Annotated in this window: 17 protein-coding genes; 4 read left to right on the top strand and 13 right to left on the bottom strand. The window is 65.9% G+C overall.

The genetic code is table 11. The features are described from left to right. Positions 1 to 6: 6 nt before the first annotated feature. A complete protein-coding gene (locus EET10_RS12145; RefSeq protein WP_036401097.1) occupies positions 7 to 1,215 on the bottom strand; it encodes a PPE family protein in 1,209 nt (402 codons plus the stop codon). Between the two features lie 471 nt (positions 1,216 to 1,686). Continuing rightward, complete coding sequence (locus EET10_RS30200) at positions 1,687 to 1,947, bottom strand: hypothetical protein (protein ID WP_136624730.1); 261 nt, start codon at positions 1,945 to 1,947, stop codon at positions 1,687 to 1,689. 304 nt (positions 1,948 to 2,251) lie between these two features. On the opposite strand from EET10_RS30200, the gene EET10_RS12155 reads away from it, so the two are divergent. Beyond that, positions 2,252 to 2,602 carry a hypothetical protein gene (locus EET10_RS12155; RefSeq protein WP_136624731.1) on the top strand — a complete coding sequence of 117 codons (351 nt, stop codon included), beginning with the start codon at positions 2,252 to 2,254 and terminating at the stop codon, positions 2,600 to 2,602. 13 nt (positions 2,603 to 2,615) lie between these two features. Here EET10_RS12155 and EET10_RS12160 read toward each other — a convergent pair whose 3' ends face one another. The 4 genes from EET10_RS12160 to secG all read right to left on the bottom strand — a co-directional run bounded on the left by EET10_RS12160 (position 2,616) and on the right by secG (position 6,582). Continuing rightward, positions 2,616 to 3,398, bottom strand: coding sequence for an FAD binding domain-containing protein (locus EET10_RS12160; RefSeq protein WP_036401088.1), 783 nt, complete (start codon positions 3,396 to 3,398; stop codon positions 2,616 to 2,618). Continuing rightward, positions 3,395 to 3,901 (bottom strand): (2Fe-2S)-binding protein, encoded by a 507-nt coding sequence (locus EET10_RS12165; RefSeq protein ID WP_036401086.1) that lies wholly within the window; start codon positions 3,899 to 3,901, stop codon positions 3,395 to 3,397. The genes EET10_RS12160 and EET10_RS12165 overlap by 4 nt, the downstream gene beginning before the upstream one ends. Further along, positions 3,888 to 6,239, bottom strand: a complete 2,352-nt coding sequence (locus tag EET10_RS12170; protein WP_122502177.1) for a xanthine dehydrogenase family protein molybdopterin-binding subunit — start codon at positions 6,237 to 6,239, stop codon at positions 3,888 to 3,890. Before EET10_RS12170 ends, EET10_RS12165 begins: the two co-directional genes overlap by 14 nt. A gap of 109 nt (positions 6,240 to 6,348) precedes the next feature. Further along, positions 6,349 to 6,582 carry a preprotein translocase subunit SecG gene (gene secG / locus EET10_RS12175; RefSeq protein ID WP_036391473.1) on the bottom strand — a complete coding sequence of 78 codons (234 nt, stop codon included), beginning with the start codon at positions 6,580 to 6,582 and terminating at the stop codon, positions 6,349 to 6,351. 69 nt (positions 6,583 to 6,651) lie between these two features. On the opposite strand from secG, the gene ppc reads away from it, so the two are divergent. After that, positions 6,652 to 9,471 (top strand): phosphoenolpyruvate carboxylase, encoded by a 2,820-nt coding sequence (gene ppc / locus EET10_RS12180; protein ID WP_167480168.1) that lies wholly within the window; start codon positions 6,652 to 6,654, stop codon positions 9,469 to 9,471. A 64-nt stretch (positions 9,472 to 9,535) separates the two neighbouring features. Here the strand turns inward: ppc and EET10_RS12185 are convergent, their stop codons facing one another. The 6 genes from EET10_RS12185 to tkt are packed head-to-tail and all read right to left on the bottom strand — an operon-like array spanning position 9,536 to position 16,451. Continuing rightward, a complete protein-coding gene (locus EET10_RS12185) occupies positions 9,536 to 9,934 on the bottom strand; it encodes a hypothetical protein (protein ID WP_036401084.1) in 399 nt (132 codons plus the stop codon). A gap of 48 nt (positions 9,935 to 9,982) precedes the next feature. Next, positions 9,983 to 10,723, bottom strand: a complete 741-nt coding sequence (gene pgl / locus EET10_RS12190) for a 6-phosphogluconolactonase (RefSeq protein ID WP_063467235.1) — start codon at positions 10,721 to 10,723, stop codon at positions 9,983 to 9,985. Continuing rightward, the gene (opcA, locus tag EET10_RS12195; protein ID WP_122502178.1) at positions 10,720 to 11,631 is read right to left on the bottom strand and encodes a glucose-6-phosphate dehydrogenase assembly protein OpcA; all 912 of its coding nucleotides are present in this window, start codon (positions 11,629 to 11,631) and stop codon (positions 10,720 to 10,722) included. The genes pgl and opcA overlap by 4 nt, the downstream gene beginning before the upstream one ends. Positions 11,632 to 11,680: 49 nt before the next feature. Further along, positions 11,681 to 13,231 carry a glucose-6-phosphate dehydrogenase gene (zwf, locus tag EET10_RS12200; protein ID WP_122502179.1) on the bottom strand — a complete coding sequence of 517 codons (1,551 nt, stop codon included), beginning with the start codon at positions 13,229 to 13,231 and terminating at the stop codon, positions 11,681 to 11,683. Beyond that, positions 13,228 to 14,346, bottom strand: a complete 1,119-nt coding sequence (gene tal / locus EET10_RS12205; protein ID WP_036401072.1) for a transaldolase — start codon at positions 14,344 to 14,346, stop codon at positions 13,228 to 13,230. The genes zwf and tal overlap by 4 nt, the downstream gene beginning before the upstream one ends. 14 nt (positions 14,347 to 14,360) lie before the next feature. Then, a complete protein-coding gene (gene tkt / locus EET10_RS12210) occupies positions 14,361 to 16,451 on the bottom strand; it encodes a transketolase (protein ID WP_122502180.1) in 2,091 nt (696 codons plus the stop codon). Positions 16,452 to 16,745: 294 nt separating this feature from the next. On the opposite strand from tkt, the gene EET10_RS12215 reads away from it, so the two are divergent. Further along, on the top strand, positions 16,746 to 17,729 hold the full coding sequence (locus EET10_RS12215) for a heme o synthase (protein ID WP_122502181.1): 984 nt from the start codon (positions 16,746 to 16,748) through the stop codon (positions 17,727 to 17,729). A gap of 157 nt (positions 17,730 to 17,886) precedes the next feature. After that, positions 17,887 to 21,594, top strand: coding sequence for a trehalose-phosphatase (otsB, locus tag EET10_RS12220; protein WP_122502182.1), 3,708 nt, complete (start codon positions 17,887 to 17,889; stop codon positions 21,592 to 21,594). Positions 21,595 to 21,639: 45 nt separating this feature from the next. On the opposite strand, the gene EET10_RS12225 is transcribed toward otsB, so the two are convergent. Next, entirely contained in the window at positions 21,640 to 22,626 is a 987-nt protein-coding gene (locus EET10_RS12225) for a quinone oxidoreductase family protein (RefSeq protein WP_063467231.1), read from the bottom strand. Positions 22,627 to 22,634 lie beyond the last annotated feature (8 nt).

Below are 22,634 nucleotides of genomic sequence, written 5' to 3' on the forward strand. Positions count from 1 at the left end.
CTCGCGCTACCCCCCGGAGAGGGGGCGCGTCATCACTCGAGGTGTCAAACCGTACCGGGGCACTACCCCGCCGCGCCGCGTCCCCGCGGGCGCCATACCCGGCATCCCCGGCATCCCGGCCCCTCCGGAGTCGCCGGCTGGCAGCGTAGTCAGGGGCGTACCTTGAAACGTCTTTACCGTGGTGACTGTCGGTGCGGTCCAGGTGGGCGGCACTGACATTTGCCCGATCGAACCGGCGCTGCGGAAAGCCGCAGACACCTCGCCAATTCCCGGTCCGCCCTTCGCCACCGCGTCGGCTACGTTCTTGATCGAATTGACCAGCGGGGCAAGCTCACTGGGGACAACGTCGGCTACCGGTGCAGCGAGGTTGGGCAGGATGCCCAGATTCTTTTCGGCCCCGATGATCCCGGTGCCCAGCGAGCTGATGTTGTTGATCGAGCTGACGGTTGCGTACCACGCCATGACGCCGTCGAGGAACGTGAAGTCGTCCGCGACTATGGACGGGAAAGGAATGGCGTTGATCAGTTCACCCGCCTCGAGAAAGAACGGCGTCAGCTCGGGTGCGAACGGCAGGAGGGCGATCCCGATCTGTTCCAACAGATTCCCCAGCCAGTTACCGCCGTCGGCGGCGGCGCCGGCCGTGGCTTGAGCCACCGCGGCGGCCTGCGCGGGCAGACCGGCGGAGTTCGTGGTCTGCTGCGGCGAAGCAAATGGCGTCAGCTTCGTCGCGGCCGCCGAAGTGACGGAATAATCCTGCATCACGCTGCTATTGGTGACCCACATCTCTGCGTAGGCCAGCTCCAGGGCGGCGATCGCCGAAGTGTTCTGACCGAAGAAATTCGTCGCTATCAGCAAGAGCAGCTGCTCGCGGTTGGCGATGACGATCGACGGGGGCACCGTCATGGCAAACGCCTCATCAAATGCACTCGCCGCGGTCGCGGCCTGCCGGGCGGTTTGCCCTGTCTGGATGGCAGTTGCCTCCAGCCACCCCGCGTACGAGGTGGCTGCTGCCGCCATCGCCGCGGACGAAGGGCCCACCCAATGCCAGGCGATGAGGTCGGAGACCACCGATCGGTACGTCTGGGCACTGGCCTGCAATTCAGCAGACAACTGCTGCCAGCTCGCCGCCGCGGCTTGCAGCGAGCCTGATCCCGGACCGCTGTACATCCTGGTCGAGATGACCTCTGGCGGTAGTAACGCAAAATCGGTGAACATGTGCTACCTCCTTGGTTGGTTGAGGGGCCAAAGGCGACGCGGTTCGGCGTATGCGAACCGGGACCCGGCCTGATGAAGCCCGGGCTACGGTGGCCGGTGCTGGTGGGTGATTTGTTCGAACTGCGGAGTATTCGGGGGGGCTCTCGACAAAGCCGATCGGTATTCGCCATGCCGAAGCTGCGCGGTAGGAAAAGGGTTTAGCTTTCGTGGACCACGAACGTCGCGGTCAGCATTGAGGTCCCCGCCTCGGGCCGGGCCGGCGAATATCGGATACAACGACCCCACCGAAATATCAGCAGCCCGTTGGCCACTGTGGGCCCTTTATCAATCAGCCACGGCGCCATAAGCCAACCTTTCTGGTGCATCTCTTCACCGACGCAGGCCAAGATCACGTTCGCGCCGACTCGGAGGCCGGGCATAGCTCCGGCGGAACCAATAAATCCCAAGGAATGTAGCTATCGTCAACAATAACTATGTTGGTGATTTAAATTCGAGCGCGATTTCCCGTTGACGAGCGCTTTTAGTAATCAGCTGTGCTGTCGAGCCGGCGATTACTTCCGAGGTGCGCTGCACAATTTTTGACATGGGGCGCGATGTGCGGATTGAAAATAGCGATGTAGAGACGTTGTACACGAGGCCCGGGATGAGAGGCTGGGTCCGGGAACTGGTATTGCCTTCAATTGCTTCGCGCTTCACGACGCCCGGCGCGGCGCGGTATGCACCCGACATCATGTGGAGCAATTTGTGTTTCCGGGAGATTGCGGCGGCACGCAATGTATTCCAAGCGCGTTATCGAAATCCCACGTGGCTGATTCTCTGTCGTGATTTGCGTTTCGATTGCGACGGTGTGTAGTAGAGGGCGGACAGCCCGGCATGACGGTCGGTCCCGCAACGGATCCGTTGACGGCTCCGTTGACAGCGGGGTGGCTGCATACTTGCTGAGGCAAGAATGGCCGGAATCATCAACAGCCGAGTAAAGAGAGTTGTGGGCCACGAATCCACGCACTTCCGCCGGGACGCCCTTAGCGGTCCGCTGATGAATCATATTGCGGCGCTTGGCCGCAGCGTTATCGCCGCGCTGCGGCCGGCCAAAGCACCCTGGGTGGTCGGGCCGGCGGTATGGGCGATGGCCAAACCGACCCGGGATGAGGCGTATCGGCTGGCACACCAGCTGCGTGCCGGCGCGGAGGCCGCCGTGCTGAAACCACCACCGGTCAGTGCACCAGCGGCACAGGCCATCCCGGCCACCATGGAATTGGAGGACGTAGTGGACGCGATCACGGCGATCAGGGTGGCGGTGGACGGCGGTTGTGATGCGGCCACGCTGATCGACGACGTCGCGGATCGACTGGCCCGCCTTGATCAGAGCGCACTCGCTCGTCGATAGGTCGATCGCGCGGTCACGTCGTCAACGACCGCACCGCCCGAATGGTCAGCGTCCGTGCCACGTGGGCCCGATAAGGGTCGGTACCGCCTGGCGGGCACGCGATGTCTTGCAACGCATCGGAATGCGGTCGCTTTCCCAGCGCCGCTTCGGCATCGGGCCACCGTGTCGGACCCGCTGCCAGACCGCTGACGGCGACCCGGAATCCGGACTCCGTCTCGGCCACCGTCACCCCGACCAGCGCACTGCGCGCGGCTCGATCGGGCAGCCGCACATACGCCGCCCGCATTAGTTGGGGGGGCTTCGGAAAGGCCAGTGAAACAATGACTTCCGAATCCTCCAAAGCGGTGCTGAAAGCGCCGGTGGAAAATTCTTCGGCCGGGATTCGGCGCCGGTCGGTGATCACCGTGGCACCCAATCCGATGCAGGCGGCCGGGTAGTCGCCGGCCGGATCGTTGTATGCCAGTGACCCGCCGATGGTCGCGCGGTTGCGCACCTGAGGATCGGCGATTTGGGAAGCTAACAGCGCTAATGATGGAACTGCCTGCTTGACAAGGGGATCGGTGGCGACTCGGGTATGGGTCGCCATTGCACCGATACGGACCTCGGGGCCACCGGCGGTGATCTTGCGCAACTCCGCGACCGTGCCGAGGTCCACCAGCGTCACCGACCTGCCCGGTGTCCTGGTCAACGCCGGAACCAGGGTTTGTCCGCCCGCCAGCACCGCGGCGCCGCCAGAGCTGAGCATCCGGACTGCCTCACCTACCGTGGTGGGACGGTGATAGACGCGAGTGGTCAACGCGCCGCCCCATCGTCGGCGGCCATCTCCGCGGCGGCCTCGGCGATGGCGGAGACAATGCTGCGGTATCCGGTGCAGCGGCACAGGTTTCCGCAGATGCCGTCGCGGATGATGGCCTCATCCAGCGGCGCACCGTAGCGGGCCACCAGGTCGACCGCGGCCACCAGCATGCCCGCGGTGCAGTAGCCGCATTGCACGGCGCCGTGGCGGAGGAACGCCGCCTGCAGCGCGTGCAGGGAATCCGGCGTGGCCAAGCCTTCGACGGTGACGACGTCGGTGTCCGCGGCCTGCACCGCAAGAACGGTGCAGGACTTCACCGCACAACCGTCCAACAACACGGTGCAAGCGCCGCACACGGCCGTATCGCATCCGATGGCGGCACCGGTGAGTCCGAGCGGACCGCGCAGCACGTCGACCAGACGGTCGTGTGCGGCCACGGTCACTTCGGCAGGAGCACCGTTGACCGTGAACCCGACCGTGCCAGCGGGCTCAACCTCCTTCATGGATGGCCTTCCAGATGACAGTGGGGCGGGCGGGCATCTGGATGCCGGCCGCAGCCGGATAGTCCTGGAGCGCATCGGCGATGGCGTTCATCACCGCGGGGGGAGCCGCCGCGGTGCCGGATTCGCCACATCCCTTGGCCCCCAAAACATTGGTCGTCGACGGCAGACCATTGTCGACCCATTCGACGTCGGGTATCTCGCATGCCGTCGGGGGAGTGTACGCCGCGGCGCCGCCCGCGGCGATGCGCATCAGTTCCTCGCAGCCGGGTGCACGCTCCAGGAGCGCCTGGGCGATACCGTGCGCCACTGCGCCCTGTACCTGGCCACGAACCGCGCCTTCGTTGATCACCCGGCCGAAATCGTCGACCGCGATGTAGCGCAGCACCGTGACGCAACCGGTGTCGGGGTCGATCTCGAGTTCGCAGGCATGGCAGCCGTTGGCGAAGCTGCCGTTGCGCAAGCTGACCTCGGACCGACCGTCGAGGGCTCCCGGCCAGTGCGCGGCCACCTCGTCGATCGAGGACGAAAACCATTCGCCCGCAGCGGCATCGGCAAGAAACCTGCCGTCGGCATAGCTCACGGCCCCGGCATCCACGCCCCACTTGTCCGCGAGTACCTGTTTGCCGCGCTGTACCGCATCGGCGAGGGCTGTGTCGAGCGCAGCGGTCGAGGTCAGCAGCGACTTTGATCCGCCGGTGCCCGCGCCCAGCGGCGCTACCGAACTGTCACCCTCGCGCACGGTGATGTGCTGCGGATCAATGCCGAGCCGCTGGGCAGCCAGTTGCTGAAGCGGAACAGCGTGGTCTTGTCCGCTCGATTGGGTCCCGACGACGATGTCCAGGCAGCCGTCACCAGAAAACGTCAGGGCGGCGCACTCGACCGGAAAGGCGCCGGCGCGCATGGCCTCGGCGACCTGAAGGCCGCCGTTGGATTCCAGGTAGTTGGCAAAGCCGAATCCGCGCAACCGGCCGCGCGCCGCCGATTCTCGCCGGCGCGCTTCGAAGCCGGCACGGTCGGCGACGTCCAGACACCGAATCTGATTGTCCAGAAAGCGGCCGCCGTCGATGACCAGTCCGGTGGCCGCGGTCAGGGGCCGGGTCTGGGTGGCAGGCAGATTGCGCGCCCGCAGCGCGGCCGGATCGAAGCTCAGCTCGCGGGCGGCTCGGTCGATCAGTCGTTCCAGCACGTAGGTCGCCTCTGGCCGGCCCGCTCCCCGAAAAGCGTCGACCGGCACGTTGTTGGTGAACATGGCTCGCACGTTGATTTCGACGGCTTGGAAGCGGTAGGCGCCGGCCTGTACCGGCGCGCCGACCCCCGTCGCGGTCAGCGGCGCGAGCTGCGACAGGTAGGCGCCCAAGTCGACGGTGGGCCGGACCGACAACGCCAGAAAGCGGCCGTCCTTGTCCAGGGCGATCGCCGCGTCGGTGACATGCCCGCGCCCGTGCGTGTCCGACAGGAACGACTCCGAACGGGTGGCCGTCCACCGGACCGGTCGCCGCAGCCGGCGTGCGCTCTCGAGCACCAGGGCGTGCTCGGGGTAGGCGTAGATTTTTGCGCCGAACCCGCCACCGACCGCAGGCGTCAGCACCCGCAACCGCTGCGGGTCCCGGTCGAAGGCCCGGGCCAGCACGCTGCGGACGAAATGCACCCCTTGGGTATTCGCCAGCAATGTCATGGTGTCGGTCTGTTCGTCGAAAAAGCCGACGGCCGCGCGCGGTTCGATGGGGTAGGGAACAAGCCGCGGTGAAGTCAGGCTGATTCGCACCACGTGATCGGCTGCGGCGAACAGCTCCCGGCACGCCGGTGCGTCGCCGAATCGCCATTTGAAGCACACGTCGTCGGGTGCATCGGCCCAGATGGGCACCTCCATATCGGGTGAGTCGGCGTCGGATCGGTAGGGCAACGGCTCATAGTCGACGTCGACCAAGGCGGCGGCGGTGGCGGCCCGGTGTGGGGTGTCGGCGACGACGAAGGCGACACCGTCGCCGACGTGACGCACCCGGTCCACGGCCAATACGGCTCGGTCGGCATCGACGCGAGGTGTGCCGTCATCGGATCGCAAACCGATCACGCAGCCCAGCGGACGGATCGTGGCCGCGATGTCGTGGCCCGTGATGACAGTCAGAACTCCCGGCGCGCTCGCCGCCCGGGAGCTGTCGATGCGCCGAATCCGGGCGTGCGGCAACGGTGAGCGCACCAGGCAACCGTGCGCCTCGCCGTCGAACCGCAGGGCATCGACGTACTTGCCGGTGCCGCGAACCAGGTCGTGTTCCGACCGGGCCCGCGGTCCCGCGACGTCGTGGCCGGGCCCACGCACCGACGGATTCGTGAACCGCACCAGCTCAGACGCCGGCGCGCGCTACGAGGATGGGGACGAACACAAGGGCGAAAGTTACCATGACGACCGGCCCGGCGACGCCGCCGTGGCGCTGGGCTGCGCGGGCGCGTCAGCGGTACTTGATCAACAAACCCACGCCGACGATGCACACCACCCAGATCCCGGTGATGAACAGCGTCAACCTGTCGAGGTTCTTCTCGACAACGGTCGACCCGGACAGGCTGGACTGCACACCGCCGCCGAACAGGGTCGACAGGCCGCCACCTTTCGCGCGGTGCAGCAGCACCAGCAACACCACCAGCACGCTGGTGATCACCAAGGTGATCTGCAGGGCCAATTCCATAACCGGCAGCCTACCGAATGGTGGACGGATAATGGGCGCCGGGCGGGCCGGTCGCTGATACTGGGACACATGGGTGACGCTGCCGACCTGGTTTCCGATGCCGCGCTGGAACCGATTGGCGATGTCCACCGGACCCGGTTGGGGCGCGAGGCGACCGAGCCGATGCGCGCCGACATCAGGTTGTTGGGCTCCATCCTGGGCGACACCGTTCGCGAACAGAACGGCGACGAGATCTTCGAGCTCGTCGAGCGAGCACGGGTGGAAGCTTTCCGGGTGCGTCGTTCCGAGATCGACCGAGCCGAGATGGCGCGGATGTTCGACGGCATCGACATTCACCGGGCGCTTCCGGTCATTCGGGCCTTCAGCCATTTCGCGTTGCTGGCCAACGTCGCCGAAGACATCCACCGGGAACGCCGCCGCGCCAGGCACATCGCCGCCGGGGAGCCGCCGCAAGACAGCAGCCTGGCCGCCACGTATCTGAAATTAGAAGCAGCCGAGCTGGATTCGGTCACCGTTGCCGACGCACTGAAGGGCGCGCTGGTTTCCCCGGTCATCACCGCACATCCGACCGAGATCCGCCGGCGCACCATCTTCGTCACCCAGCACCGGATCACCGAGTTGATGCGGCTCCATGCCGAGGGCCACACCGAGACCGACGATGGCCGCAGCATCGAATTGGAGTTGCGTCGCCAGGTCCTCACCTTGTGGCAGACCGCCCTGATCCGGCTGTCGCGCCTGCAGATCAGCGACGAGATCGCCGTCGGGCTGCGGCTATACCGGTCGGCGTTCTTCAAGGTCGTCCCGCAGGTCAATGCCGAGGTGCGGGGGGCATTGCGCGACCGGTGGCCCGACGCCGACCTGTTGTCGGAGCCCATTGTCAAACCGGGATCCTGGATCGGCGGCGACCGCGACGGCAACCCGAACGTGACCGCCGAGGTGGTACGCCTGGCCACTGGCAGCGCCGCCTACACCGCGCTGTCGCACTACCTGGCCGAGCTCGACCAGCTCGAGCAGGAGCTGTCGATGTCGTCCCGGCTGCTCGCCGTAACGCCCGAGCTGGCCGCGCTGGCAGACGGCTGCCGCGACAAGGCTCGCGACGACGAACCGTACCGGCGCGCCCTGCGGGTGATCCGCGCCCGGCTCAGCGCCACCGGCGCCGAGATCCTGGACCAGCAACCGCAGCACCAGCTGGACCTGGGATTGCCGCCGTACGCCACGCCGGGCGAGCTACGGGCCGACCTCGACATCATCGATGCGTCGCTGCGCACCCACGGCAGTGCGCTGTTGGCCGGCGACCGGCTGGCCTTGCTGCGAGAAGGCGTGCACGTCTTCGGTTTTCACCTGTGCGGCCTGGACCTGCGGCAAAACTCCGATGTACACGAGGAAGTCGTGGGCGAGCTGCTGGCATGGGCCGGGGTGCATCCGGATTACAGCTCGCTGCCCGAAGACGAGCGGGTTGCGCTGCTGGTCGGCGAGCTCAGCACCCGGCGACCGCTGATCGGCGGCCGGGCGCAATTATCCGATCTGGCGCGTAGCGAGCTGGATATCATCGCGGCCGCCACCCACGCGGTCCAGACCTACGGTCCCGACGCGGTGCCCAATTACGTCATTTCGATGTGCCGGTCGGTGTCGGACATGTTGGAGGCGGCGATCCTGCTGAAAGAGGCGGGCTTGCTGGACGTCTCGGGGCCGCAACCGTACTGCCCGGTGGGCATCTCGCCGCTGTTCGAGACGATCGACGACCTGCGCAACGGCGCGACGATTCTGCAAGCGATGCTGGACCTTCCGCTGTACCGGGGACTGGTCGCGGCCCGCGGTGGCATGCAGGAGGTGATGCTCGGCTACTCCGATTCCAACAAGGACGGCGGGTATCTGGCCGCCAACTGGGCGGTGTACCGCGCCGAGCTGGCCCTGGTCGAGACGGCCCGCAAGTCCGGAATTCGGTTGCGGCTCTTCCACGGTCGCGGCGGCACGGTCGGCCGCGGCGGCGGCCCCAGCTATCAAGCCATCCTGGCGCAGCCGCCGGGCGCGGTGAGCGGCTCGTTGCGCCTGACCGAGCAGGGCGAGGTCATCGCGGCTAAATACGCCGAGCCGCAGATGGCGCGGCGCAACCTGGAGAGCCTGTTGGCCGCAACCCTGGAATCGACGCTGCTGGATGTCGAGGGTCTCGGTGACACGGCGGCCCCGGCCTACGCGGTGCTCGAAGAGGTCGCCGCCCTGTCGCAGCATGCTTATGCCGAATTAGTCCACGAGACAACGGGTTTCGTCGAATATTTTATGGCGTCCACACCGGTCAGCGAGATCGGGTCGCTGAACATCGGCAGTCGACCGACGTCGCGCAAGCCCACGTCGTCGATCGCTGACCTGCGCGCCATCCCATGGGTGCTGGCATGGAGCCAATCGCGGGTGATGCTTCCCGGGTGGTACGGCGCCGGAACGGCATTCGAGCAATGGATCGCGGCGGGCCCGGACAGCGAGGCCGACCGCCTGGGGGTGCTGCACGATCTCTACCAGCGGTGGCCATTTTTCCGCAGCGTGCTGTCCAACATGGCGCAGGTGCTGGCCAAGAGCGATCTGGGCCTGGCCGCCCACTACGCCGATCTGGTGGCCGATGAGTCGTTGCGGCGCCGGGTTTTCGACAAGATCAGCGACGAGCATTACCGCACCATCACCATGTACAAGCGCATCACCGGCCACGACGACCTGCTCGCCGACAACCCTGCCCTGGCGCGTTCGGTGTTCAACCGCTTCCCCTACCTGGAGCCGCTGAATCACCTTCAGGTGGAGTTATTGCGTCGCTACCGCTCCGGCGAAGACGACGAATTGGTGCAGCGCGGCATCCTGCTGACGATGAACGGGCTGGCCAGCGCGCTGCGAAACAGTGGGTAGCAGCGGGCGTCGCGGTGTGATAACCGCCGGCGGCCCGACGCCGTCACCGCTGCCGAGTCAGCGCTCAGCGGACCGCGCGGTTGCGCAACCTGTCCAGCACGCCGCGGACAGCGTGCTCGGTGACCGACAGCGGCGACATCACCGTCTCGCCCAGGCTCACGATGTAGTCGATCCGGTCGACGATGGCTTCGACGGGCTCGACCAGCACAATAAGCCGCTTAGCCAGATCGTCCAGGCTGGACAGCGTGCCTTCCAGATGGTCCAGGCCACCCTCCAGCCGCTCCACCGTGGCGTTGAGCGCCGACAAAGAACTGTTCAGCTCCTTCATCGTCTTGTCCAGTCCTTCGAGGACGTCCTCGACCTGCTCCACCGTCTTGTCGGCGTTCAGCGCCGCCTGGGTAAGGGTCTTGATCCGGTTGCGCTCCGGCCCGCTGCGTACGCTTCTGTCTGCCATGTCGGCCATTATTGCGCCGTTTGGAGCCGACGCGGCTCCGAGTCTGCGACCGCGCTGTCAGCCGAGCTTGGCCGCGGCCTCCTCGTCGAGCAGCCACAGTGTGTTCTCCCGCCCGACTGCTCCGGCGGCCGGCACGGTGACCGGGTCCGCGCCGCCGATGGCAGTGGCCACCGCGTCGGCCTTGGCCCGGCCGGAAACGAGCAGCCACACTTCGCGGGAACGCTGTATCGCCGGTAGCGTCAAGGTGATTCGTTGGGGCGGGGGTTTCGGCGAGTCGTCGACGGGAACCACCAGACGAGTGGTCTCACGCACGGCCGCAGTGTGCGGGAACAACGAGTTGACGTGGCCTTCGGGACCCATCCCCAACAGATGGACGTCGAAATTCGGTGCCCGCTCACCGAGTCCGGCATTGGCTGCCAGCACCTGTTCGTAGGCCAGTGCCGCGGCGTCCAGGTCGGTGCCGAACTCACCGTCACTGGCGGCCATCGGGTGCACCTGGCTCGGTGGGATGTCGACGTGATCGAGTAACGCGGCACGCGCCTGCCTGTCGTTGCGCTCGTCATCGTCCTCGGAGACGTAGCGTTCGTCGCCCCAGAACAGATGAACCTTGGACCAGTCGATCCGCGACCCGGACGCACCGAGATAACGCAGCAACGCGATGCCGTTCCCGCCGCCGGTCAGCACGATCAGTGCCTGCCCCCTGGCCGCCACCGCGCTGTCGATGGCCCGGATCAGCCGTTGGCCGGCGGCCTCGACCAGAATCTCGGTGTCAGGAAAGGTCTGGACGTCCAGATTCATACGTACTGCACCTTCTTGATGCCTTCCAATGCCGCGAAGTAAATTTCGTCGGGGTCCAGCCGGCGCAGATCTTCGGCGAGGCACTCTCCGGTTACCCTGCGCGCCAACGGAACCCGGGCATCGGGCCTGGCCGTCCGGCTCAGGGTGGCGGTGGTCCCTTCCTGCGGTCGGCTCAACACGATGGTCTCGCTCTTGCGTACCAGCTCGACTTGTAGTTTGCCGACCGCACGGCGCACCGGACCCTCGATCCGGCTGGCCAGCCAGCCCGCCAGGATGTCGAGCGCCGGCTCGGTCTTCAAGCCCGACACGAGCGCCGACTCGATCGGTTCGTGGGGCGGCTGGTCGACGGCAGAGGTCAGCAGTGCCCGCCAATAGGTGATGCGGCTCCAGGCCAAATCGGTGTCGCCGGCTGTGTATCCGGGTAGCCGGCTCTTGATCGCCGACAGCGGATCGACGCCATTGGTGGCGTCCATGATGCGCCGAATCGCCAACTTGCCCAAGGGGTCCTGGGCAGGTACCGCCGGAGCGATGTCGGGCCACCAGACCACTACCGGGATGTCGGGCAGCAGGAACGGGATGACGACGCTGTGGGCGTGGCCGGAGAGGGGGCCGGACAGTCGCAGCACCACGACCTCTCCGGCGCCGGCGTCGGCGCCCACCCTCAGTTGGGCGTCCAGGCGCGGTTTTTCGGCGTACGGGTCACCTCGCATCACCACGATGATCCGGCTGGGATGTTCATGGCTGGCGGAGTTGGCGGCCTCGATGGATTCTTCGAACATCGCCTCGCTGTCCGGGGCGATGATCAGCGTCAGGACCCGGCCCATCGTGACAGCGCCGATCCTTGCGCGTAGCTCGTCGAGCTTCTTATTGACTGCGGTGGTGGTGGTTTCGGGCAGATCGACGATCATGTGCGCCGCTCCTCTCCATCGCTTCGCTCTGCATCGTCGCCGGCGCGGATCACGGGCGCCGCCACTCCCGGCCGGTGCGGTGCAGCATCTGGAAGGCCGAATCCGGGCCCCACGTGCCGGCCTCGTAGGGGTCGGGTTTGCCGTGAGCCGCCCAGTAATCCAGGACGGGATCCAGTATTTCCCAAGCCAATTCGACCTCCGCATTGACGGGAAACAGCGACGGTTCGCCGAGGAGCACGTCGAGGATGAGCCGCTCGTATGCCTCCGGCGAGTCTTCGGCGAACGCCGAGCCGTAGGAGAAGTCCATGTTGACGTCGCGGACTTCCATCGCACTGCCCGGGACTTTGGATCCGAACCGCAGGGTCATCCCTTCGTCCGGTTGCACCCGGATGACCAAAGCGTTGGCGCCGAGCTCGTCGGTCATGGTGGCGTCGAACGGCAAATGCGGCGCCCGCTTGAAGACCAACGCGATCTCAGTCACCCTGCGGCCCAGCCGTTTTCCGGTGCGTAGATAGAACGGCACACCGGCCCAGCGGCGGGTGTCGACCTCCAGAGTGATCGCGGCGAACGTCTCGGTGGTGGAGTGCTCGGCGAAACCTTCCTCGTGTAGCAGACTCACCACTTTTTCGCCGCCCTGCCATCCGGCGGTGTATTGACCACGGCTGCTGGTCTCGTCGAGCGGCTCGGCAAGCCGAGTCGCCGAGAGCACCTTGATTTTTTCCGCCTGCAACGCAAACGGTTTGAAGCTGACCGGCTCTTCCATCGCGGTCAGTGCCAGCAACTGCATCAGGTGGTTCTGGATGACGTCACGGGCCGCACCGATACCGTCGTAGTAGCCGGCCCGACCACCCAGGCCGATGTCCTCGGCCATAGTGATCTGCACATGATCGACATAGTGCGCATTCCAGATCGGATCCCAGAACTGATTGGCGAACCGCAGCGCCAGAATGTTCTGCACCGTCTCTTTGCCCAGGTAGTGGTCGATGCGGAAGACCGACTCCTCCGGAAAGACCGCGTTGACAGCCTTGTTCAGCTCGCGGGCACTGTCCAGGTCGTGACCGAACGGTTTCTCGATGACGACCCGGCTCCAGCGGTCGCTCTGCGGACGGGCCAGTCCCGACTTGTGCAGCTGCTCGGAGACCACCGGGAATGCCTTGGGCGGAATCGCCAGGTAGAAGGCGTGATTGCCGCCGGTGCCGCGCTCGACGTCGAGCTTCTCCAGCGTCTCGGCAAGCCGGGTAAAAGCCTGCTCATCGTCGAAAGAGCCTGGTACGAAACGGAATCCCTCGGCTAGCCGGTCCCAGTTCTCCTGCCGGAACGGGGTCCGGCAGTGTTCTTTGACCGCCTGGTAGACCACCTGGCCGAAATCCTGAGTGTCCCAGTCGCGGCGGGCGAATCCCACCAGGGCGAATGTGGGGGGTAGCAGCCCCCGGTTGGCCAGGTCGTAGATGGCCGGCATCACCTTCTTGCGGGCCAGGTCCCCGGTGACGCCGAAAATCACCATGCCGCACGAACCGGCGATTCTGGGCAGCCGCTTGTCCAGCTTGTCGCGCAGCGGGTTGTGCCACTGCGTGGCGGCGGAGTTGCGAGCTGCGCTCATTTGGTGACGGAGTCGAGCTGCGCCTGAGTCTCTTTGAGCAGCTCCGTCCACGCCGCCTCGAACTTCGCCACGCCTTCGTCCTCCAGCACGACGAACACATCGTCAAGGTCTATACCGACCGCCTGAAGTTTGTCGAATACCTGCTGCGCGTCGGATGCGGTGCCGCTGACGGTATCTCCTTTGATCACGCCATGATCGGCGACGGCGTCCAGCGTCGGTTCCGGCATGGTGTTCACCGTGTCGGGAGCCGCCAACTCGGTGACATAGAGAGTGTCGGCGTACTCGGGGTTCTTGACGCCGGTCGACGCCCACAGGGGTCGTTGTACGCGTGCGCCGTCTGCCCTGAGGGCTCGGTAACGGTCGCCGCCCCCGAAGACGTCCTGGTAGGCGGCATAGGCGAGGCGGGCGTTGGCCACCCCGGCCTGCCCGCGCAACGCCAGCGCGTCCTGCGATCCGAGCTTTTCCAGCCGTTTGTCGATTTCGGTGTCCACCCTGGACACGAAAAACGATGCCACCGAATGGATCTTGGATAGCTCCTGGCCGGCTTCTCGTGCCTTCTCGATCCCGGCGAGGTAGGCGTCCACGACCTCGCGGTAGCGTTCGACGGAGAAGATCAACGTGACATTGACCGAAATCCCTTCGGCCAGAACGGCGGTGATGGCGGGCAGGCCGGCCTTGGTGGCCGGGATCTTGATGAACAGGTTCGGCCGGTCGACGATCTTCCACAGCTCGACGGCCTGCTGGATCGTCTTGTCGGTGTCGTGGGCCAGCCGCGGGTCGACCTCGATCGATACCCGACCGTCCAGGCCGCCGGAAGCCTCCCACACCGGGGTGAACACATCGCAGGCCCGGCGCACGTCGTCGGTGGTGGCGGTGCGCACCGTGGCGTCGACGTCGGCTCCGCGCTCGGCCAGCTCGGCGATCTGGCCGTTGTAGGCGTCGCCCTCGGCCAGCGCCTTCTGGAAGATGGACGGGTTGGTGGTCACGCCGACGACACACTTGGTGTCGATCAGCTCCCGCAGATTGCCCGAATTCAGTCGGTCGCGGGACAGGTCGTCCAGCCACACGGAGACGCCCACGGCGCTGAGCGCGGCGAGGTTGGGGTTCTGACTCATTGAAACGCCCTTTCTCAGTTGTCGAGTGCTCGTTCCGCGGCGGCGGCAACCGCTTGCGCGGTAAAGCCGAATTCCCGGAACAACGTTTTGTAGTCGGCGGATTCGCCGTAGTGCTCGATCGAGATGATCTCGCCGGTGTCCCCGACCAGTTTGTGCCAGCACTGCGCGACACCGGCCTCGACGGCGACCCTGGCCGACACCGACGGCGGCAGCACGCTGTCGCGGTAGTCCGACGGCTGGGACTCGAACCACTCCACGCAGGGCATTGACACCACTCGTGCGACAATGTCCTTGTCCGCCAACAACTTCTGTGCCTCGACCGCCAGCTGCAGCTCCGAGCCGGTGGCGATTATCACCACGTCAGGCCCGTCATCGCTGTCGTCGCCGAGCACATACCCGCCACGGGCGACGCCTTCGGCGCTGGTGCCCTCGAGCACCGGTAGGCCCTGCCGGGTCAATATCAAACCGACCGGACCGCTGCCGTTGCCGCGGGCCAGGATCGTGCGCCAGGCATATGTGGTCTCGTTGGCGTCGCCCGGGCGTACCACCGAGAGCTGGGGAATTGCCCGCAGCGCCGCTAGGTGCTCGATCGGCTGGTGGGTCGGTCCATCCTCGCCCAGCCCGATCGAGTCGTGCGTCCAGACGTAGATGGTGTCGATATCCATCAGAGCAGCCAGCCGAACCGCCGGGCGCATGTAATCGGAGAACTGTAAGAACGTGCCCCCGTAGGCGCGGGTGGGGCCGTGCAGCACGATGCCGGACAGGATGGCGCCCATCGCATGTTCGCGGACGCCGAAGTGCAAGGTGCGGCCGTACCAGTGCGCGGTGTAATCCTTGGTCGAAATCGCCGGTGGGCCAAAGGAATCCACGCCCTTCATGGTTGTGTTGTTGCTGCCCGCCAGGTCCGCGGACCCGCCCCACAACTCTGGCAGCTTTGGTCCCAGCGCAGACAGCACCTCGCCGGACGCCGCGCGGGTGGCCTGCGCTTTGGACCCGGGTTCCCAATGCGGCAGGTTGTCGTCCCACCCGTCGGGCAACTGCTCGGCGGTCAACCGCTGCAGCAGCGCCTTGCGTTCCGGTTCGCGTTGTGCCCAGGCGTCGAACTCGACCTGCCAGCGGTCGTGGGCTTCTTTGCCGCGAGCCACCAGACCGCGGGTGTGGGTGAGGACTTCGTCGCGAACCTCGAATGTCTTGTCGGGATCGAAGCCCAGTACTTTCTTGACGGCGGCCACCTCGTCGTCGCCGAGGGCCGCGCCGTGCGCCTTCCCGGTGTTCATCAGATTCGGCGCCGGGTATCCGATGATGGTCCGCAGCGAGATGAACGACGGCCGGTCGGTGACGGCTTTCGCGTTGGCGATGGCCTCCTCGATCCCGACGACGTTTTCGCCGCCCTCCACCTCCTGCACGTGCCAGCCGTAGGCACGGTAGCGGGCGGCGGTGTCCTCGCACAGCGCAATGTTGGTGTCGTCCTCGATCGAGATCTGGTTGTGGTCGTAGAACACGATCAGGTTGCCCAGCTGCTGGACGGCTGCCAGGGACGACGCTTCCGAGGTCACCCCTTCCTCGATGTCCCCGTCGGAGGCGATCACGTAGATATGGTGGTCGAAGGGGCTGGTGCCCGGCTCGGCGTCCGGGTCGAACAGACCACGTTCGTACCGCGACGCCATGGCCATCCCGACGGCCGACGCCAACCCCTGACCCAGCGGGCCGGTGGTGATCTCCACACCTCGGGTGTGCCGGAATTCCGGGTGTCCGGGAGTCTTGGAACCCCAGGTGCGCAGCGACTCGATATCGGATAGTTCGAGGCCGAAGCCGCCGAGGTAGAGCTGGATGTAGAGGGTCAGGCTGCTGTGCCCGCACGACAATACGAACCGGTCGCGGCCCAGCCAGGTGGTGTCGCTCGGGTCGTGGCGCATCGTGCGTTGAAATAGCGTGTAGGCCAGCGGAGCCAGGCTCATGGCCGTTCCGGGGTGACCGTTGCCGACCTTTTGGACGGCGTCGGCGGCAAGCACCCGGATGGTGTCGACCGCAGCCGAATCGATCTCGGTCCAGTCGTCGGGGTGGCGCGGTTGGGTAAGCGTCGAGATCTCTTCGAGTGTGGTCACAGATTCAGTCCTCAGTTCAGTCCGCAGTCCAGGGTCATCAAACTGATCAATCCCACCCTAGTGCGGGATGGCCGGCGGTTGCAGGCCCCAAGTTGGAGTAACCAGCGCGGCCTGTCGCAAAGCGTCCAACAGCACTGTGAAAATAGCCTGTCGGGCTGCGTACGCTGTGCAATCAGTGCCGCAAGGCCGGAAAAATAGCTGTGAATCGACCCTGCGGCACTGCTGCCTCGGCCACGCCGTCTACCATCGTGCGTAGTAGAAGCTGTGCGCGGCCGTTCCCCGAGGAGTTATTTCGTGAGCGTTCGTGGCCGCGTCGCGACGGGCCGCATACCTGGCAAACCTGGCATCGCCAGGCGGCACTACGCGCCGGGCATCGCGACGTCGAAGAAGAGCCGCGCGCTCGCAACAGCGCTGGCCTACCTGGCGTTGACCAAGCCGCGGGTCATCGAGCTGCTGCTGGTCACCGCGATACCGGCGATGCTGCTCGCCGATCGCGGCAGCGTCCATCCCCTGGTCATTCTCAACACGCTGATCGGCGGGATGATGGCCGCCGCCGGCGCGAACACCCTCAACTGTGTGGCCGACGCCGACATCGACAAGGTGATGAAGCGGACGGCGCGCCGGCCGCTCGCGCGTGCCGCGGTGCCGACCAGAAGCGCGCTGGCCTTCGGTTTGGCGCTGACGGTGGTCTCCGTTCTCTGGCTGTGGTGGACGACGAACTTGCTGTCCGGGCTACTGGCCCTGGCGACGGTGGCGTTCTACGTGTTCGTCTATACGCTGCTGCTCAAGCGCCGCACCTCCCAGAACGTGGTGTGGGGCGGCGCCGCCGGCTGCATGCCGGTGATGATCGGCTGGTCGGCGGTCACCGGAACCCTGGCGTGGCCGGCCCTGGCGATGTTCGCGATCGTCTTCTTCTGGACGCCGCCGCACACCTGGGCCTTGGCGATGCGCTACAAGGAGGACTACCAAGAGGCCGGCGTGCCCATGCTGCCCGCGGTGGCGACCGAACGTCAGGTCACCAGGCAGATCCTGATCTATACCTGGCTGACCGTGTCGGCGACGCTGGCGCTGACCCCGGCGACCGGATGGCTGTACGCCGCGGTGGCCGTGGTGGCGGGTGCGTGGTTCCTGGCGATGGCACATCAGTTGGACGCGGGTGTTCGCGCCGGTGAACCGGTCAAGCCGCTGCGCTTGTTCCTGCAGTCGAACAACTACCTGGCGTTGGTCTTCTGCGCACTGGCGGTCGACTCGGCGTTGGGCCTGCCCACTCTGCTTTAGTTCGAAGCTCTGGTTTCAGGCGCCTCTGCCTCGGTCGGCGGGACCTTTGTCACCAATCGGCTGCCGAAATGCTCGGATGGCCCGGAAAAGGTTCTCGCCGTAGCGTTTGCGCGCGATCATGGGACGTTGAGTACTCGGTGCTAGGGGGATCCTCGCGATGAAGTCGTCCACGATCGATCCGCGTCGGCACGACGGGGTCATCTTCGTTCTCGACGCTCCTGGCGTTCTTGGTGGGCACGATCCCGACGACACGATGGAGTCGATTCTCGCGCTCGCCCATAAGCTCCGCCAGGCCGGTTTGGTCACCGCCCTCTACTCGCCGGGCGGCCACAGCATCCGAGTTCTGGAGGCAGCGGGGAGCGCCGAACCATTGACCGCCCGGGCCGAGCGAGCCCCCGCGGGGACACCCGAGCTTCCGACAAAGCGCTACTGCATTGGCCTCTTAGCTGCGGCCGTCAAGCTGGGTGTGGCCGCGGAGCGGTCGGCAGTGATAGCGGGTGATAGCGGCGGGGTGCAGGCAGCCCGTGAGTGCGGCTTCGCCTATGTCGTCGGTCTCGGCCAGGATGAGCATGCCGACGAGTTGCTGCACTGCGGCGCCGACGGCGTCGTCGTCGATCTCTCGGACGTCATGGTCCGCAGCGGTGACCAATGCATGTCACGGCGCCCCAACGCGCTGGATTCCTACGGCCAGGTGATCGGGATGGTCTCCGGCCGGCAGCCGTTCGTCTGTGTGAACTACGACAGCACGCTGTCGGAGAGCGTGCCCGACCCCGACCTCGCCACGCTGGTCGACGGCGCGGCCCAGGCGCTGGCGGATTTGGCGAAGCAGTGCCCGGTCGCGGTAGTGTCCGGCCGGGATCTGGCGGACGTTCGCAACCGGGTAGGGGTGCCGGGCATCTGGTATGCCGGTAGCCACGGCTTTGACCTGATGGCACCCGACGGCACCGAATATCAGCATGACGCGGCGGCCGCCGCGGTCCCCGTGCTTGCAAGCGCGGCAACCGCACTTGAGGTCGAACTGGGCTCGACATCGGGCGCGCATGTCGAACACACCAGGTTCGTCGTCCGCGTGCACTACGGCAAGGTCGCGCACGAGCAGGTGCCCGAGGTGATCGCGGCAGCGCACCGGCAGAGCCGACGACACGGCCTTCGCCTCACCAGCGGCCGCTGGGTTGTCGAATTGCGCCCCGATATCGACTGGGACCAGGGAACCGCACTCGCCTGGATACGCGACCACATAATCGTGGGGCGCGAATCGGGGGCACAACCGGACCGGGTGCTGCCGATCTACATCGGTGGCGACCTCACCGACGAGGACGCCTTCGATGCGGTGCGGTTCAGCGGTATCGGAGTCGTGGTCCGCCACGACGAGGACGGTGACCGCCCCACCACTGCCAGCTTCACGCTGACCAGCCCTACCGAGGCACGTGACTTCGTTCGGCGCGGCGCCAGGTGGCTGGCATATGACCGGGAGACGCGCGCTCGCGGTTGGACTTTCACCTGGGAGGGTTACGATCCGCCCAACGAAAAGCTGCGTGAAGCGCTGTGCACAGTGGGCAACGGTTACTTCGCCACTCGAGGGGCTGCTCCCGAATCCAAGGCCGGCCAAGTCCACTATCCGGGAACCTATGCCGCCGGTGTGTATAACCGGCTCGATGATCTGGTCGGCGGTACGCGGACTGCGCACGAAAGCCTGGTGAATCTGCCCAACTGGCTTCCGTTGACCTTCCGCATCGACAACGGTGACTGGTTGGACCTCGACGCGGTGACGTTGCTGTCTTACCGCCAGACCCTCGACCTGCGCGGTGCGGTGCTCACTCGGGAGCTGACCTACCGCGACGACGCCGGCCGTACCACCTCGATCACGCAGCACCGGTTCGTGGCGATGAACCAGGCGCACGTGGCGGCCCTGCAAACCACCATCGTGGCCCAGGACTGGGAAGGGGCAATCGAGATCCGGTCAACCCTGGACGGCGACGTCCGCAACTACGGGGTCGAGCGTTACCGAGACTTGGCCAGCAATCACTTGCAGGGACTGGAAAAGGTTGTGCTGTCTGAGAATTCGGTGCTGATGGCCGTCGAGACCACCCAGTCGAAGATTCCGGTCGCGCTGGCCGCACGGACCAGCGCCTGGCACGGCGACACCCCGGCGCCCGCGACGTATTGCCTGCTCGATGAGGAATTCGAAATCGGCCACCAGATCTTCACCACCCTCAAGCAGGGTCAGCCGCTGACCGTGGAGAAGATTGTCACCCTGGTGACCGGACGTGACGTCGCCACGTCACACCCGTCGACGGGAGCCGAGCGCAGGCTGGCCCGCCAAGGACGATTCCCCGAGATCTGCGCGGCCCACAGGCTCGCCTGGGCACACCTGTGGGAGCGGTTGTCGATCGAATTCAGCAACCACACCGAAGAATTGCGAGTCTTGCGGCTGCATCTGCTCCATCTGCTGCAAACGGTGTCCTACAACAGCGAGGAACTCGATGTCGGGGTCCCGGCCCGCGGGCTGCATGGCGAGGCATACCGCGGACATATCTTCTGGGACGAGCTGTTCATCTTTCCCGTGCTGAATCTGCGACTTCCCACGATCACCCGGTCGTTGCTCCGATACCGGCATCGCCGCTTGCTGGAGGCGCGGCGCGCGGCCAAGCTGGCCGGTTACCGCGGCGCCCTGTACCCGTGGCAGTCCGGTAGCGACGGGCGAGAGGAAAGCCCGGAGCAGCACCTGAATCCGCGATCCGGCCGGTGGCGGCCTGATGCGAGTCACCGCGCGCACCACATCGGTATCGCCGTCGCATACAACGTCTGGAACTTCTACCAGGTCACCGGTGATCTGGCGTACATGATCGACTACGGGACCGAGATGATGGCAGAAATCGCCCGGTTCTGGGTGAGCCGGGCCACCTACGACCAGGAGCGCGACCGCTACAGCATCAACGGTGTCATCGGGCCCGACGAATTCCACTCCGGCTACCCGGACCGGCCATACGACGGGGTCGACAACAACGCCTATACCAACGTGATGGCGGTCTGGGTGATCCTGCGCGCGATCGATGCGCTGCAGCTGATGCCGCTGCCGAACCGGCTGGACCTGTGCGAAGAGCTGGGATTGACCGACGAGGAACTGGCCCACTGGGACCACGTCAGCAGGCGCATGTTCGTCCCGTTTCACGACGGTGTGATCAGCCAGTTCGAGGGATACGAACAATTATTGGAACTGGATTGGGATGGCTACCGGCGGCGATACCGCAACATTCAGCGGCTCGACCGCATTCTCGAAGCCGAGGACGACGACGTCAACCGGTACCGGGCGTCCAAGCAGGCCGACGTGCTGATGCTGCTCTACCTGCTGTCGGCCGACGAGTTGCGGGAGCTGCTGGACCGGCTCGACTACCACTTGGATCCGCGCCGGATCCCGGAGATGGTCGATTATTACGTGGCGCGCACTTCACATGGATCGACGCTGAGTGCGGTCGTCCACGGCTGGGTGCTGGCGAGGGCCAACCGGGATCGCGCGCTGGAGTTCTTCCAGCAGGTGCTCAAGTCCGATATCGCCGACATCCAGGGCGGCACCACTTCGGAAGGTGTTCATCTGGCCGCCATGGCCGGCAGTGTCGATTTCGTGCAGCGGTGCTTCACCGGTCTCGAGATCCGCGGCGACCGCATCGTGCTGTCCCCGTTGTGGCCGGAATACCTTGGTGCGCTTGGCTTTCCGATTCATTACCGGGGTAACCACCTACACCTGCGGGTCAGCGGTAAGGGCGCGGAGATCAGCGTCGAACCGCGTGATGTGCCGCCGGTGGAAGTCGAATGCCGGGGACGTGTGGAACGCCTGGTGCCGGGCAGCGTCGTCCGATTCACCTGAGATGCGCTCGCCGGCAATCGGACGTCGGTGATCAGCGGCCACGCACTAGGGCAGCAGCACCACCGAGCCGATTGTCTTGCGCCCCTGCAAATCCGTGTGAGCCCGGGCCGCCTCGGCCAGTGGATAGCGACCGCTGACCTCGACGTTGACCACCCTGCTGCTGATCGCGTCGAACAGGTCGGCGGCGCGCCAGCTGAACTCCTCGCCGGTGCGCAGGAAGTGGACCAGCGAGGGCCGGGTGAGGTACACCGACCCGGCCGCGTTGAGGCGCTGCGGATCGACCGGTGGAACCGGACCGGACGCGGCGCCGAACAGCGCCAGTGTGCCCCGGACGGCGAGGCTGGCCAGGCTGGCGTCGAAGGTGGTGGCGCCAACCCCGTCGTATACGGCTGCCACACCGGCCCCGTCGGTCAGGGCACGGATGCGATCGGCGAACTGCCCGGCATCGGTGGGGTAGTCGAGTATCTCGGCCGCACCCGCCTGCTGGGACAGCTTGGCCTTCTCCGGGGTCGAGACGGTGGTGATCACCCGTACCCCGAGGTGGGCGGCCCACTGCGTCAGGATCAATCCGACACCACCCGCGCCGGCGTGCACCAGGACGGTGTCGCCGCTTTGCGCCGGGTACACCGACTTGAGCAGGTAATGGGCGGTCAGGCCTTTCAGCAACGCCGACGCGGCCACTTCGGAGCTGACGCCCTCAGGCACTTTGGCACTCAAAAATGCTGGCGCCGTGGCGAATTCGGCGTAGCCGCCATTGGCTGAAGCGCTGACCACCCGGTCGCCCACGCGCACGGCGCCGTTGGCCGCCGCGGCTCCGTCGCCGATGGCTACCACGGTGCCGCACACCTCGGAGCCGATGATGAACGGCAGTTCCCTGGGGTACTGTCCGGAACGGAAATAGGTGTCGATGAAGTTGACACCGATGGCCTCGGTCTTGATCAGCAGTTGGCCATGGCCGGGTTCGGGTTGCGGCATCTCGACATAACGCAATACCTCGGGTCCGCCGGTCTCACTGACTTCGATTGCATGCATGTGGTTAT

This window comes from Mycobacterium pseudokansasii (assembly GCF_900566075.1).
Taxonomy (GTDB): domain Bacteria; phylum Actinomycetota; class Actinomycetes; order Mycobacteriales; family Mycobacteriaceae; genus Mycobacterium; species Mycobacterium pseudokansasii.

Coding starts and splice junctions, on each gene's coding strand:
- EET10_RS12145 (WP_036401097.1), bottom strand. CDS start 1,215: ATGTTCACCGATTTTGCGTTACTACCGCCAGAGGTCATCTCGACCAGG.
- EET10_RS30200 (WP_136624730.1), bottom strand. CDS start 1,947: ATGATGTCGGGTGCATACCGCGCCGCGCCGGGCGTCGTGAAGCGCGAA.
- EET10_RS12155 (WP_136624731.1), top strand. CDS start 2,252: ATGAATCATATTGCGGCGCTTGGCCGCAGCGTTATCGCCGCGCTGCGG.
- EET10_RS12165 (WP_036401086.1), bottom strand. CDS start 3,901: ATGAAGGAGGTTGAGCCCGCTGGCACGGTCGGGTTCACGGTCAACGGT.
- secG (WP_036391473.1), bottom strand. CDS start 6,582: ATGGAATTGGCCCTGCAGATCACCTTGGTGATCACCAGCGTGCTGGTG.
- ppc (WP_167480168.1), top strand. CDS start 6,652: ATGGGTGACGCTGCCGACCTGGTTTCCGATGCCGCGCTGGAACCGATT.
- EET10_RS12185 (WP_036401084.1), bottom strand. CDS start 9,934: ATGGCCGACATGGCAGACAGAAGCGTACGCAGCGGGCCGGAGCGCAAC.
- pgl (WP_063467235.1), bottom strand. CDS start 10,723: ATGAATCTGGACGTCCAGACCTTTCCTGACACCGAGATTCTGGTCGAG.
- opcA (WP_122502178.1), bottom strand. CDS start 11,631: ATGATCGTCGATCTGCCCGAAACCACCACCACCGCAGTCAATAAGAAG.
- zwf (WP_122502179.1), bottom strand. CDS start 13,231: ATGAGCGCAGCTCGCAACTCCGCCGCCACGCAGTGGCACAACCCGCTG.
- tal (WP_036401072.1), bottom strand. CDS start 14,346: ATGAGTCAGAACCCCAACCTCGCCGCGCTCAGCGCCGTGGGCGTCTCC.
- otsB (WP_122502182.1), top strand. CDS start 17,887: ATGAAGTCGTCCACGATCGATCCGCGTCGGCACGACGGGGTCATCTTC.
- EET10_RS12225 (WP_063467231.1), bottom strand. CDS start 22,626: ATGCATGCAATCGAAGTCAGTGAGACCGGCGGACCCGAGGTATTGCGT.